This is a genomic window from Mesorhizobium huakuii, from assembly GCF_014189455.1.
GTDB lineage: Bacteria > Pseudomonadota > Alphaproteobacteria > Rhizobiales > Rhizobiaceae > Mesorhizobium > Mesorhizobium huakuii_A.
The window spans coordinates 7,030,609-7,044,528 of sequence record NZ_CP050296.1; the positions used below are offsets into that span (position 1 = coordinate 7,030,609).

Here is a 13,920-nt window from a genome sequence, read left to right on the forward strand (position 1 = left end):
CATGGCGAGCTTGACGACATCCCTTCGACTGCTGACCTCGGCGTTCGCGATGTCGCTGGCGATGGTTCCGGCGTCGGCTGAAGGGTCCGCGCCGGTCCCCGCGCTGACCCTGGAACTCAATGCCGCGCAACCGTCCGACAAGGGCTGCCGGCTGACCTTCCTGGTCAACAACAATCTCGGCGCCGACCTCTCCAAGGCGGCGTTCGAGATCGCGCTGTTCAACGCGGCCGGTGTCGTCGACCGGCTCACCGTGCTCGATTTCAAGGACCTGCCGGCAGGCAAGACCAAGGTGACACGCTTTGATCTCGCCGGCACCGACTGCACCAAGGTCAGCCGCGTATTGATCAACAGCGCGACCGAATGCGCCGGCACCGGCGTCGAACCAGCCGCCTGCATGCGCAAGCTGAAGACCGACACCAAGACCGGCATCGCTTTCGGCGTCTGAGACCGGCTTTGGGACTGCATCCCGCATTCACAGGAAATACCGTGGCCTGGCCTCTGGCCGGCCACGGTTCGCTGACACCAGAGGCAAACGATCTTGATTTGACTTTTGCCCGCTGGTCGCTGCAATTTCCGGCCCGCGACATGCAGGAAATGAGCCCCCTCCCCAACGCTGGCAGCGAGCTGGCGATAGCGCCGGCCGAGCCGCTTGCAGTCGCACGGCCGGCGGCCCGTAACGGCAAATGGCCCGCTGCCATCCTCGTCTCCGGCCTGCTCCATGGCGCAGTGGCGGCATTCTTTCTGATCTCGCCTTCCAGCCCATTCAATTCCAGGGATGCGGTGCAATCGGAAGGCAGCGATCAGACCGGAGACAAGGTGGCCGGCAGTGCGTTGGACAAGGATCCGGCGGCAATCAATGTCACGCTGGAGCCGAAACCGCGGCCGCCGACAAAACCTTCGCAGCCTGAGCGGCAAGCTGTGAAACAAGCTGCCGAACCCACCCAGGAAGCAGCCAAACCTTTGCCGGAAGCTGTCAAACAGCCAGCGGTAACGCCGGACATACTGGTGGCGGCAACCCCGCGTCCTGATAACCAGAGCGTGGCTGCCAACGTCGAAACACCGGCACAGCCGAGTGTCCAGGCTGAGAGCGCCCAGATGCCTGTCGCCATTCCCGAGCAACCGCCGATCCCCAGTGCAAGGCCAACTCCGACAGCCGTCCCGGCAACTGCAAGCGAAGCATATGAGGACCGCGGCACAGCGGACGGCAACGAAATCAAGGCGGCAATTGCGAGCAAGGGCCGAAAGCAAGCCGATACCGGGAACGCGGCGGCGTCCCGCTATAGCGGCGAGGTAGCCAGCAAGTTGGCTCGCGCCAATCGCCGCGTATCGAAATCCGCGCAGACGACAGCCCGCAACAACGCATTGGTGGCATTTGTCGTGCTGGCCAATGGAAACATCGTCGACCTGCAGCTTGCCAAAAGCTCAGGCTCGCCCGAACTCGATCAATTCGCTTTGGAGTTGGTGCGAAAACAGGCACCGTTCCCGCCGATTCCTCCCGAGACCGGACTGATGAGCTGGCGGTTCAAAGCGCCAATCGGCCCCTTCTCGCCTTGACCGCTCAAGCAACTACCAACATCAACGCTCGCGAATAGCCGAAAGGAACCCCATGTACATCGCCATGAACCGCTTCAAGGTGCAGAACGGCTCGGAAGCCGATTTCGAGGCCGTGTGGAAGAACCGCGATTCCAGCCTTGCCGAGATGAAGGGTTTTCGGGAATTCCATCTGCTGCGCGGCCCGGTCAACGAGGCCGAAGGCTACACGCTGTTTGCGTCACACACGGTGTGGGCGAGCCAGGAAGACTTTGTCGCCTGGACCAAATCGGAAAACTTCCGCGCCGCGCACAGGAATGTCGGCACGACGAAAGTCCACTATCTCGGCCACCCGCAATTCGAGGGCTTTTCCGTCGTCGAAGGCGCCTGACGTGGCTTTGCCCGAGCAAGTGTGAGCACCTCCGGCACCCTTGTCATGATCGCGTGGAACCGCGCCCACCCAGCCGACGCAGCCAGTGGCCAACATGCATGCGCAGCCACCGCCAGGGCCGTCCCCGGGTCAGGTGTCGCATCAGCCGCGGATCATCGGCCAGCTCCCTGAACTGACGCACATGCTGCGTCAGGAATGCGGGTATGAAATTGCGCCCGTTGAGATCACTGAGCCAGGCTGAATTCTCCAGCACATAGTTGACGACATCCGCCGCCAATGTGCTCCTGTAGGCCCGGTAGGCAGGCGTTTGCCGCACATGGCCACCGGCAAAGCCAGCGCCTGTGGAGGACTGGTTCGACCCGTGCAGGCGATAGAGGCCAAGTCCCTCGGACAGGATGAGGCTGCCGCCGGCCAGATGCGCGCATGTGGCCGTCAGATAGTCCGTCCCCATCTTGGCCTTGAACGGGAAGGACAAGACCGATTCCAGCGCGCCACGCCGGTACATGATCGCCGAGCATGGCGACCATAGCCAACCGGTTGTCGCAGGCGCGAAATAGGTCACCGGATGCTCCGATGCGTAGGCAATCCCGGACGCTATGCCGGCAAGCTGGCCGCCAGGCGCGATGGCGACGCCATTGCCATCGGGCCCGGAGCGCGGTTTGCGCAAGGGAAGGAAAGTGCCGCTAAGCAAGGTGCCGCCGCCATCGACCAGGAACACATCGGAACTCGACAGCGCGGCCGAATGTGTTGCGTTGAGATGGGCGGACAGATGCGCCAGGAGAAAATCCGGCAGCCACGCATCATCGGCATCGAGAAATACCACGAAAGGCGCGTCGGTCGCGGCAAAGCCATCGCGGAAGCCCGTGATCTGCCCGCCATTTTGTGAGCGCGCCAGCAGGCGCAGGCGCGGATCGTCTATGGCTGCCAGAAGCTGGCGGATATGGTCGGCCGAGCCGTCGGTCGAGGCGTCGTCGACAATGACGCAGTCCCAGTTCCGGTAGGTCTGGGCCAACACCGAGCGGATCGCCTGTTCGACGTAGGGCCGGTAGTTGTAGCAGGTGATGACCACCGCCACGCGCGGCAGCTCAAACGGAGGGGACTTGTCTTCCATGTGATCGGTCGCCCCGCTCGAATTGCCGCCCCATGCTTATCCCCGGCAACTCGACACAAGGCAAGCGAGGTGTGAATAGTCTTTATGCCGCAGCGAGCAGGCTGGCATTGCCGCCCGCGGCGGTCGTGTCGACGCAGACGGCCCGCTCATGCGCATAGGCCGCAGGATTGAGCACCTCGCTGACCAGCGGCACGATCGGGCCTGAGCGCTCGGCAATGACCTTGCGCACGATGCGCGCTGCGTCCGGCGTGCCCGAAAAAGCGACGACATCGACGCGCAGCGACCGTGCTTCGACCGGATCAGGCCGGCCATCAATAGCGGCCAAAGGCAGTCCCTTGCCGGTCAGCGCCGACAATGCAGCCGGTGCACCCGGTGCCACAGCCAGCACCGCATTGCCGGCGGCGAGCGCCTGGATCGTCTGGGCAAGCAGCGTGTCGGCATCCGGCCCCAGGCACAGCACGCGGCCGCGTGGTGACAGTGACAGCGTGTTGGCCTCGCCGGTCGGCCCGGGCAGGTCGACCTGGCCGAAATCGATGGCAGCGGCAGCACCGATGGCGGCGGCGCCTTTGCCGCGCAGATGTTTCCTCAGGATGGCGATCCGGTCCGGTCGCGTCGACCAGCCACCCAGCGTTGGATCGGGCAGATTGTCGGCCAACTCGGTCGCCGTCACCTTGTGGCCCTCGGCAATCTCGGTACCAGCTTCGGGCCCCTTGCGGAAGCGGCGCAGATAATGCGGGCCGCCGGCCTTCGGACCGGTGCCGGACAGCCCCTCGCCACCAAAGGGCTGCGAACCGACGACGGCGCCGATCTGGTTGCGGTTGACGTAGATGTTGCCGGCATGGATGCCGTCGACGAAATGCTGCACGCGGCCTTCGATGCGGGTGTGCAGGCCGAAGGTCAGGCCATAGCCCTTGCGGTTGATTGCGGCGATCACCGCGTCGATCTCATCGGCGTCGAAGGTCGCGACATGCAGAACCGGCCCGAACACTTCGCGCTCCATCTCCTCGATGCCCTTGACCCGGAAGACATGCGGCGCGACGAAGCGGCCATCCTTCGGCGCCTCGAGCTTGGCGATCAGCCGGCCCTCGAGACCCTTCTTCGTGCAATAGTCACGGATCGCGCCTTGAGCCTCGTCATCGATGACTGGACCGACATCGGTCGAAATCCGCCAGGGATCCCCGATGTTGAGTGCCTCCATGGCGCCCTTCAGCATCTCCAGCATCTTCTTCTCGACGTCCTTCTGCACATAGAGCACGCGCAGCGCCGAGCAGCGCTGACCCGCACTCTGGAAGGCCGAGGCCAGGATATCCCGCACCGCCTGTTCGGGCAGCGCGGTGGAATCGACGATCATGGCGTTGAGGCCGCCGGTCTCGGCGATCAGCATGGCGTCGGGTGCGGCGGTCTCGGCCAGCTGTTTCTCGATCAGCTTGGCGACCTCGGTCGATCCGGTAAAGCAAACGCCGGCAATGCGCGGGTCAGCCGTTAGCGGCGCGCCGACCGATGGGCCGTCGCCGGGCAGAAGCTGGATGATGTCTTCCGGCACGCCCGCCTCGCGCAGCAGTTCGACGGCGCGGAAGGCGATCAGCGGCGTCTGTTCGGCCGGCTTGGCGATCACCGAATTGCCAGTGACGAGCGCCGCCGCAATCTGGCCGGTGAAGATGGCCAGCGGAAAGTTCCACGGCGAAATGCAGACGATGGCGCCGCGGGCTTCGGTACCGGCTTCGTTGTTGGCCGCTTCAGCGGCGTAGTAGCGGAGGAAGTCGACGGCTTCGCGCACTTCCGCCACACCATCGGCCAGCGATTTGCCGGCCTCGCGAGTGGCCAGCGCGAAGAACTCAACCGCATTGGCCTCATAGAGATCGGCGGCGCGGTTGAGGATGGCGGCGCGTTCGGCAACAGGGCGCTTTGCCCAGGCTGGCTGCGCTTCCACAGCGATGCGCACGGCGATCGCAACCTGCTTGGCGGACGCCTCGTGAACCGTGCCGACCACTTCATCGGGCTTGGCCGGATTGACGATTGGGCGCTGCTTGCCGTAACCGGCGGCGCGCGTGATCGGCTTGGCATGCCAACGATCCGGCCCGGCGAACGCTGCCCTGGCCGTGTCGATCGCCGCCAGCGTCACCGTATCGGTGATGTCAAAGCCTTTCGAATTGCGGCGGCCGCCGCCGAAGATCTGGGACGGCCGGGCAATCGCCGGATTGGCGGCAGGGCCCTGGCTTTCCACCGTTTCGAGTGGATCACGTGCAATATCCTCCGGCTCGACGTCCTCGTCGGTCAGCTGATGCACGAAGGAGGAATTGGCGCCGTTCTCCAGCAGCCGGCGCACCAGATAGGCCAGCAGGTCGGAGTGCGCGCCGACCGGCGCATAGATGCGGCAGCGCGTGCCTTCGGCCTGGCGCACCGTCTCGTGCAGCGCCTCGCCCATGCCATGCAGGCGCTGGAACTCGAAGGCATCGCGATTATCAGCCATCGACAGGATGGCGGCGACGGTGTGGGCGTTGTGGGTGGCGAACTGCGGATAGATGCGGTCGGTCATGCCAAGCAGTTTCTTCGCGCAAGCCATGTAGGAAACGTCGGTATTGGCCTTGCGGGTGAAGACGGGATAACCCGTGAGCCCCAGTGTCTGCGCCCGCTTGATCTCGGTGTCCCAATAGGCGCCTTTGACCAGTCGGACCATGATGGTGCGGTCGTATTTCTTGGCCAGCGCGTAAAGCCAGTCGATGACAAACGCGGCACGCGGCCCATAGGCCTGGACGACGACGCCAAAGCCGTTCCAGCCGGCAAGCTCCGGCTCGGCCAGCACGCGCTCGATGACGTCGAGCGACAGGTCGAGGCGGTCCGCCTCTTCGGCGTCGATGTTGAGGCCCATGCGCGAATGGCGAGCCGCGAGCGCCAGCGACAACAGCCGCTCTGCCATCACAGGCAGCATCTCTTCCTTCTGCGCCACCTCGTAGCGTGGGTGCAGCGCCGAGAGCTTTACTGAGATGCCGTGGTTCTGCCTGATGTCCGGGCCGTTGGAGCCGGCATCGAGCGAGGAAATCGCGTCGGCATAGGCCTTGTGGTAGCGCAAGGCGTCGGCCTCGGTACGCGCCGCCTCGCCCAGCATGTCGAAGGAATAGAGATAGCCCTTCTGCGTCATCGGCCGGCCGCGCTTGACGGCTTCCGCGATGGTGCGGCCGAGCACGAACTGTTCGCCCATTTCGCGCATGGCGGCAGCCACCGCCTTGCGGATGACCGGCTCGCCCAGCCTGCGCACCATAGAGCGCAGCGTACCCTCGATGCCGCCCTCGCCCTCGTCGAGGACACGGCCAGTCAGCATCAGCGCCCAGGTCGAAGCATTGACGAAGATCGAGCTTGAGCCCCCGGAATGCGCCGACCAGTCATGCGGCGCGATCTTGTCGGCGATGAGATCGTCCATCGTCTCGGTGTCGGGCACGCGCAGCAGCGCCTCGGCCAGACACATCAGCGCCACGCCCTCCTTGGTGGAAAGGCCATAAGCGGAGAGAAAAACTTCCATCAGCCGGGGATCGGACGAGCCGCGCACGGCCCGCACCAAATCTGCGGCGCGCGCCGAGATCGCATCGCGATCCCCGGCCGAAAGCCCTGTCGCCTCGGCCAGCCGCTTCACGGCCCCGTCTTCGTCAGGCAAATAGTTGGCACGGATCTGCTGGCGGATGGTGTCGAGCGGCATGGCGGGTCCTGTGGAGCAAGCATCAAGGAGCGGGCCGGCGGTCACCGGACCGAATGGCGCAAGCTAGCACAGCTCCTAAATTTCGGCCGGTCCAAAGAAATCGACATCATAGGTCAATCGATCTATCATGGCGCTAAAAATATCGGCATATGGACTGCACTTTCGATGACAGTAGACCAATTGGACCGCATCGACCGGAACATACTGTCGGCGCTGGCAAGCAATGGCCGGCTTTCGATGTCGGAACTGGCGGCAAAGGTCGGTCTGTCGAAGACACCGGTGCAGGCGCGGGTGAAGCGGCTGGAGAAGGATGGCTATATCAGGGGCTATCAGGCAATCATCGACCGCGAGCGCATGGGCGAAGGCCATGTCGCCTTCGTCCAGGTGAAATTGTCCGACACCCGTTCGGCTGCGCTCGACGCCTTCAACCGGTCTGTGCAGGCCGTGCCGGAGATCGAGCAGTGCCACATGATGGCGTCGAGCTTCGACTATCTGCTGAAGGTGCGCACCCGGGATATCGCCGCCTACCGCCGCGTGCTCGGCGAGCGCATCTCGGCCCTCCCCCATGTCGCTCAGACCTCGACCTTTGTGGCGATGGAAACGGTGAAGGATCGATGACCATGATCCCGAAAAGTGGAGGCCGGTTTTCGGACAAGATCATGGTCAACAAGAGCCTACTCCGACAGCGTCTTCAGGAACGCCACCAGCGCAGCGCGTTCACGGTCTGAAAGCTGCAGCGGATGGATCTCGGTTGTCCCCTCCACACTGGGTGCCGCCTTGGCGTAATGCGCCACCACTTCGTCGAGCGACGAAAACTGCCCGGCATGCATGTAGGGCGGCCGCGTGGCCGCGCCGCGCAGCGACGGCGTCTTATAGGCGCGGATCAGTTGCGGCGCATCCTTGACCATGAAGCGCAATTCGCCACAGGCGGCGACGTCGCCATCGCGATAGGCGCCGAAACAGTTGAACGGATCGGCTTGGACCTGTGCCACCGCATCGATGCGGCCACGATCCGGCGGCAGGTCCGCGACGGGCGGTACGCCGGTGTTGTGAAAGCTGTTGTCGGTAAAGCGCGGGCCGTTGTGGCAGGTCACGCAATTGGCCTTGCCGATGAACAGTTTCAGCCCGAGGATTTCTTCCCGCGTAAAGACCGCGTCGCCCTTTGGTTCGGCGCCGGTGGCAAGGTCCAGCGCAAAGCGGTCGAAGCGCGTCTGCGCCGGCTCGATCGAACGTTCGAAGGCGGCGATCGCCTTGCCGATATTGGCATAGACGCGGTTGATGGCGTCGCGCTGCGCATCGCTCATCGCGTTCCACGCAGCCCTTTCGACCTCGTTTCCGAGCGGGCTGGCTTTCAGCGGCATGCCGGAAAGGTCGGGCAGCGGCCCGAAAATGCGCTCATAGCGCTCGCCGAAGCGCGCCTTGATGTAGTGCGCGTAAGCCGCGCGGTTTCCCGCCTGCTCCAGCGGGTTTTCCAGCGGCGTCAGCGCTTGCGCCCACAGGCTGTCGCGGCGGCCGTCCCAGAAGAACCAGGGGTCGCGCGCCACGCCGGCCAGCGGCATGGTGCGCCGATTGGTGCGGCCGACGCCGACGGCTTGCGGCAGGTCGTCCTGGAACTGGCGGTCGATCTTGTGGCAGGTCGAGCACGACACCGTGCCGTCGCGGCTCATACCGAGATCGAAGAACAGCGTCGAGCCAAGCGCGGCTGCCGCCGGCACGTCGGCGAAGCGGTTGGTGGTGTCGGGCTTCAACGACGGCAGCGTGTTCAGCGCCAGCGAGGCGATGGTCTTCTTCTCGGCGTCGGAAAAATCCGGCTTGCCGCAGCCGACGAGGATGACGGCGACCATCAGCGCCAGAAAGCAGAAAAGGCGCTTCATCGATTGCTCATAGCACCACGTTGAACAGCACCGTGTCGGAGCCGGCGCCGGACGAGATGGCGAACCGAAGTTGCCACCAGCCGCTCATGGTGAATTTCAGCCCCTCGATGCGGTAACGACCCTCGCCCAGGTAATCGGTCACCTGCGGGCTGGTCGGCAGGCCGTGATTGTGTTGCGGCATGCCGCCGGAGATGGCGATCGCGGCGCGCTCCACCGAAGCCCCTGTCTTTGTTTTCAGCGTCAGCAGCCAGGATTCCAGTTCGCCCTGCCGCACCACGCCCCGTTCCGGTACGAAGCTCGCCATGTACAGCCCGTTGTCGGTTTTCTTCGTCCGCGAGACATCCGGGCCAGCAAGCTGCGCGCTTTGCGGCGCCGTCAGATAGACGACCGCGAGAACGCCGACCAGCAGCGCAGCCAGACCAAGACCCGCCAAGAGATAACGCCATATCGATGCCAAACCGGTTCCTCTTCTGCGGATAACGCTCTGCCGGGTGCATCGCGTCCCGCCAGCCTGTGGGAAAACGCTGTGGCTGAAAAAACCCGTCTTGCCAACCATGGCGCTGCCGCCGGCAAAAAGCTACAGCACCGAAATCATTGGAGGATTGCAGATGGCGGGAAACGGCGTCGCCTCGGTCGGCGAATGCATGCTCGAACTGTCGGGCCAGACCGGCCCGAACTGGCGCATGGGTTTTGCCGGCGACACGTTCAACACGCTGTGGGCGCTGCATGCGTTGAGCGGGGACAGGCCGGCAACCTATGTCTCGGCCTTCGGCGACGACCCCTTCTCGCAGGGCCAGATCGGCTTCTTCGCCGAAAACGGCATCGGCATCGGTTCCAGCCCGGTGATAGCGGGCGCGCGCCCCGGCCTCTACGCCATCACACTGACCGGTGCCGAGCGCTCCTTCACCTATTGGCGCGGCGACGCGGCGGCCCGGCAGCTCGCCTCGGATCCCACGGCATTGTCGAAAAACCTTGAAAATCAGACACTCGTGTACTTTTCCGGAATCACTTTGGCAATTCTGGGCGATGCCGCGCGCAAAACACTGCTGGCTGCCGTGGCCAAGGCCCGCGCGGCGGGCTCGCTGATCGCCTTCGATCCCAATTATCGCCCACGGCTTTGGCGCAACCGCGAAAGCGCGCAGGCAGCCATTGTCGAAGCACTCGGCGTCACCGACATCGCCCTGCCGACCTTCCCCGACGAGCAGATGCTGTTTGAGGATGCAACGCCCCAGGCGACCGCCGGGCGGCTCCGGCAATGGGTCGGCGAGGTCGTGGTCAAGAACGGCGAGCAGCCGGCGCTGATTGCCGAAAACGGAACATCGTTCGACGTGCCGGCGATCCATGTCGCGGCCCCCGTCGACACCACTGGCGCCGGCGATTCCTTCAATGGCGGATATCTCGCGGCGCGCCTTGCCGGTCACGGACCACGGGAAGCGGCAAGCCGGGCGCATCGCGTCGCCGCCGCCGTGGTGCAGGTCCGCGGCGCACTGGCCCCATTCGAGACGCTACGGGCGGCGTTCGAAAACTAGCCGCCGGGAAAACTATGGGAGGCGGAAACGATATTCCGTCACGTGGTGATAGATCGCGCCAGGCCACAGCGTCGCCTGCGGGAAATACGGCCGGTTCGGTGCGTCAGGCCATATTTGCGGCTCCAGGCAGAAGCCGGAAAAAGCCTTGTAGTCCCGCCCTTCCAGCCCCTTTCGCGGCGTCACATACTGGCCGGTATAGAGCTGGACGCCGGGCTCCGTGGTCCAGACCTCCATCTCGACGCCGGAGCTTGCCCCTTGCGTCCATGCCGCTTGCCGGAGCGGCCCGCGCGCCGAGGCGAGGCAGAAATTCTGGTCGTAGGGAAGCTGCTCGCCCTCGGTCTCCATGCGCAGCGGCCGCGCCTGGCGGAAGTCGAAGGGCGTGCCGTCGACCGGCTTGACCACGCCGGTCGGGATCATGTCGCTGTCGACAGGCAGATAGGCGCCGGCATTCAGCATCATCCTGTGGTCGAGAATGTCGCCGGCGCCGCCATCATCGAGGTTGAAATAGGAATGCTGGGTGAGATTGCACAGCGTCGGCTCCTCGCAGGTCGCCGTCAGCTCGACGCTGAGCGTGCCGGGGATTTTCAGCCGGTAGGTGCAGGTGACGTCGAGCGCGCCGGGAAAGCCCATCGCGCCGTCGGGATCGTGCAGCGTCAGCGTGACGAAATCCCTGCCATGCAGCGAAACCGTCCAGGGCCGGTGCGAATAGCCTTGCGAGCCGCCATGCAGCGTATGCTTGTCGAGAAAGTTCGGCTCGGTTTGGTAGCGGTTGCCGGCGATGGTGAAGCGGCCGTCGCGGATGCGGTTGGCATAGCGGCCGACGACCGCGCCGAAGAAGGCGTTGTCGGCCTCATAGGCTTCCAGGGTGTTGTAGCCGAGCACCAGCGGCGCATCGTGGCCGGTCAGGCGCAGATCCTGGATGATGGCACCGAGCCCGATGATGTTGGCGGTGAGGCCGCCGCCCCTGATGGTAAAGCGGCGCACCGGCTCGCCTGCCTGCGTCGTGCCGAAAACCTCGCCGTCCTTCATCGCCATGCCCGCAAACGTCAGTTAATCCAAAGGATTCGGCTGGTTTTCTCGACCCAAGGCGGCGGGCAAGGCCCGCCGACCCTGGGAATAAGGTATCAGAGGCCGAGGCCACCGATACAGACATATTTGGTATCGAGGTAATCCTCGATGCCCTGATGTCCGCCTTCCTTGCCGAGGCCGGATTCCTTGACGCCGCCGAACGGCGCTTCCGGCGTGGTAATGAGGCCTTCATTGACCCCGACCATGCCGTATTTCAGGCCTTCCATAACGCGGAAGGCGCGGCCGAGATCGCCGGTGTAGAAATAACAGGCAAGGCCGAATTCGGTGTCGTTGGCGAGCGCTACTGCTTCCGCCTCGGTCTCGAACTTGAACACCGGCGCGACCGGCCCAAAAATCTCTTCCTTCATGAAGCGCATCTTGGGCGTGGCGTCGGCGATGACCGTCGGCTGGAAGAACGAGCCGCCGAGCGCATGGCGCTTGCCGCCAGCGACGATCTTGCCGCCCTTGGCGGTGGCGTCGGCGATCAGCTCCTCGACCTTCTCGACCGCCTTCTCGTCGATCAGCGGCCCCTGCTGAACGCCTTCCTCGAGGCCGGAACCGACCTTAAGCCCGTTGCTGGCCGCGCCAGTTTCTCGACGAACTTGTCATAGACGCCGGCCTGGACCAGGAAGCGGTTGGTGCAAACGCAGGTCTGGCCGGAATTGCGATACTTGGCAGTGATCGCGCCGGCCACGGCACGCTCGATATCGGCGTCGTCGAAGACGATGAACGGTGCATTGCCGCCGAGTTCCATCGACACTTTCTTCACGGTGACCGACGACTTCTGGATGAGCAGCTTGCCGACCTCGGTCGACCCGGTGAAGGTGATCTTCGACACCAGCGGATTGGCGCAGATCTCGTCGCCGATCTCGCTGGCCGAACCGGTCAGGATATTGACGACGCCCTTGGGGAAGCCGACTTCCTCGGCCAGCGCGCCCCAGGCAAGGCCCGAATACGGCGTCTGCGAAGCCGGCTTGACGACGGCGGTGCAGCCGGCGGCGAGAGCCGGGCCAAGTTTGCGGGCCAGCATCGAGGACGGGAAATTCCACGGCGTGATGGCGGCGATGACGCCGACCGGCTCCTTGGTTACCAGGATGCGGCGGTCTGCCCATGGCGAGGGCACGACGTCGCCATAGGTGCGGCGGCCTTCCTCGGCGAACCACAGTATATAGGCCGCGGCAGAGCCGATCTCGCCCTTCGATTCGAACAGCGACTTGCCCTGCTCGATGGTGAGCAGTTCGGCAAGGACATCCTGATTGTCCATCATCGCATCATGCAGCTTGCGCAGCAGCTTCGAACGCTCGAGCGCGGTTGTCTTGCGCCAGGTCTTGAACGCTTCGTCGGCGGCCTCGATGGCGCGGCGGGTTTCGGCTTTGCCCGACTTCGGCACGGTGCCGATCTTCAGGCCGGTGGCGGGGTTGTTGACGTCGACCGTCTGGCCGCTGTCTGCCTGCACCCATTCGCCGTTGATGAGATTGGCCTGCCGCATGAAATGGCTGGTTTTCTGAAGCATGGTCTATCCTCCGTTTCGGTGCCCTGACGGGCCGGTCTGTGAATTCTTCGATGAGCGTGCGTAGTGGGCGGAAGCCAGCACGCCGGAGCCACTGCTTTACCTAGGGCAAGGCCGGCAAGCAATCGCAAGATGGCATATAGGGGTTGGGCCAGCCAAAGGCTAGTCCTTCACATGTGAATTAGTTTAAGAAGCCCAGACCTAACCAAAGACGTGAACCACCACCGTCAGCCAGAAGGCCGTGGTGACGGCGGCGCAGGCGGTGGCGATCGTCATCTGGTTCGATGCCAGTGCCTGGCCGGTGTTGAACTGCACGGCGATAAGGTAGGAATTGATGCCGGACGGCAGCGCCGCGACCACGACCGCCACCTTTGCGGTCATCGGTGGCAGGCCGAGCAGCCAGACGAAGGCGAGAACCAGCGCTGGCATCAGGAACAGTTTCAGCGCCGATAGCGCCAGCGCCGGGCGGACATTGCCGGAAACGCCGAAGCGGCGCAGGCTGAGCCCCATGGCAAACAGCGCCACCGGCCCTGCCGTGTCGGCCAGCGCATCGACCAATCGCATGACGAGGCCGGGCAGCGGCACGCCGCTCAGCCGCCATGCCAGCCCGAGCAGAATGCCGATGATCAGCGGGTTGATGAACAGCCGCCGCAGGAAACCGCGCAGCACCCGCAGCGGATGGACATGTTCGCCGCTGCCGCGACCGAACATCTCGAACAGCACGATCGAGGCCATCATCATGACCGGCAGATGCACCGAGACCAGCAGCGACAGCACTTCGAAGCCGCTCGGGCCGAATATCCCGAGAATGAAGGGCGCGCCGAGCAGCACCACATTGGAATAGGCAGACGACACGCCGCCAACGACGCCGGCGCGCGCATCGCGTCCGAAGATCCGCGTGGTGACGACATGGCCGGCGGCCCAGGTGATCGCCACCGCCGTGAAATAGGCTCCCCACAACGGCCACGGCGCGACACCGTGGAAATCGGCGTTCACCATGGTCTGGAACAAAAGCAGGGGCATCGCCACGTTGACGGCGAACTCCGATATGCCCTCGCCGCTCGCCGGTCTGAGATAGCCGGTCAGCCCGGCGAGATAGCCGAGCGCCACCAGGCTGAAGACGAAAAGCACGGTTTCTGTGAGCGGAGACATTTTTCAGGGATAGGCGAGCCACGTCCGCGGCGCAATCGCGCCCGAATTTGATCATGCTATGCTG

The 13,920-nt window shown here is 64.3% G+C and carries 11 protein-coding genes and 1 pseudogene; 5 read left to right on the top strand and 7 right to left on the bottom strand.

What is annotated here, in order from left to right; all coding sequences use genetic code 11:
- Position 1 precedes the first annotated feature (1 nt).
- Genes HB778_RS34395 through HB778_RS34405 form a run of 3 tightly spaced genes read left to right on the top strand, consistent with a single transcriptional unit; the run spans position 2 to position 1,921 of the window.
- Positions 2-445, top strand: coding sequence for a hypothetical protein (locus HB778_RS34395; RefSeq protein ID WP_183460342.1), 444 nt, complete (start codon positions 2-4; stop codon positions 443-445).
- 8 nt (positions 446-453) lie between these two features.
- Entirely contained in the window at positions 454-1,554 is a 1,101-nt protein-coding gene (locus HB778_RS34400; RefSeq protein WP_244661744.1) for a TonB family protein, read from the top strand.
- 52 nt (positions 1,555-1,606) lie between these two features.
- Positions 1,607-1,921, top strand: coding sequence for an antibiotic biosynthesis monooxygenase family protein (locus HB778_RS34405; RefSeq protein ID WP_183460344.1), 315 nt, complete (start codon positions 1,607-1,609; stop codon positions 1,919-1,921).
- A gap of 43 nt (positions 1,922-1,964) precedes the next feature.
- On the opposite strand, the gene HB778_RS34410 is transcribed toward HB778_RS34405, so the two are convergent.
- Together HB778_RS34410 and putA are read right to left on the bottom strand one after the other, a co-directional pair.
- A complete protein-coding gene (locus HB778_RS34410) occupies positions 1,965-3,032 on the bottom strand; it encodes a glycosyltransferase (protein ID WP_183460346.1) in 1,068 nt (355 codons plus the stop codon).
- An 82-nt stretch (positions 3,033-3,114) separates the two neighbouring features.
- Positions 3,115-6,723: a bifunctional proline dehydrogenase/L-glutamate gamma-semialdehyde dehydrogenase PutA gene (gene putA, locus HB778_RS34415; protein WP_183460348.1), complete on the bottom strand. Its 3,609-nt coding sequence runs from the start codon at positions 6,721-6,723 to the stop codon at positions 3,115-3,117.
- Between the two features lie 165 nt (positions 6,724-6,888).
- Here putA and HB778_RS34420 point away from each other — a divergent pair, with 165 nt between their 5' ends.
- The gene (locus HB778_RS34420) at positions 6,889-7,341 is read left to right on the top strand and encodes an Lrp/AsnC family transcriptional regulator (RefSeq protein WP_183460350.1); all 453 of its coding nucleotides are present in this window, start codon (positions 6,889-6,891) and stop codon (positions 7,339-7,341) included.
- Between the two features lie 56 nt (positions 7,342-7,397).
- Here HB778_RS34420 and HB778_RS34425 read toward each other — a convergent pair whose 3' ends face one another.
- Together HB778_RS34425 and HB778_RS34430 are read right to left on the bottom strand one after the other, a co-directional pair.
- Positions 7,398-8,597, bottom strand: coding sequence for a cytochrome-c peroxidase (locus HB778_RS34425; RefSeq protein ID WP_183460352.1), 1,200 nt, complete (start codon positions 8,595-8,597; stop codon positions 7,398-7,400).
- 7 nt (positions 8,598-8,604) lie between these two features.
- A complete protein-coding gene (locus HB778_RS34430; RefSeq protein WP_095200265.1) occupies positions 8,605-9,054 on the bottom strand; it encodes a FixH family protein in 450 nt (149 codons plus the stop codon).
- Between the two features lie 151 nt (positions 9,055-9,205).
- Between HB778_RS34430 and HB778_RS34435 the strand changes: the two genes are divergently transcribed.
- The gene (locus HB778_RS34435; RefSeq protein WP_183460354.1) at positions 9,206-10,126 is read left to right on the top strand and encodes a sugar kinase; all 921 of its coding nucleotides are present in this window, start codon (positions 9,206-9,208) and stop codon (positions 10,124-10,126) included.
- A 12-nt stretch (positions 10,127-10,138) separates the two neighbouring features.
- On the opposite strand, the gene HB778_RS34440 is transcribed toward HB778_RS34435, so the two are convergent.
- The 3 genes and pseudogenes from HB778_RS34440 to HB778_RS34450 all read right to left on the bottom strand — a co-directional run bounded on the left by HB778_RS34440 (position 10,139) and on the right by HB778_RS34450 (position 13,856).
- Positions 10,139-11,161, bottom strand: coding sequence for an aldose epimerase family protein (locus HB778_RS34440; RefSeq protein ID WP_183460356.1), 1,023 nt, complete (start codon positions 11,159-11,161; stop codon positions 10,139-10,141).
- Positions 11,162-11,250: 89 nt separating this feature from the next.
- A pseudogene (locus HB778_RS34445) lies at positions 11,251-12,707 on the bottom strand (NAD-dependent succinate-semialdehyde dehydrogenase).
- 198 nt (positions 12,708-12,905) lie between these two features.
- Positions 12,906-13,856 (bottom strand): AEC family transporter, encoded by a 951-nt coding sequence (locus HB778_RS34450; protein WP_183460358.1) that lies wholly within the window; start codon positions 13,854-13,856, stop codon positions 12,906-12,908.
- Positions 13,857-13,920 lie beyond the last annotated feature (64 nt).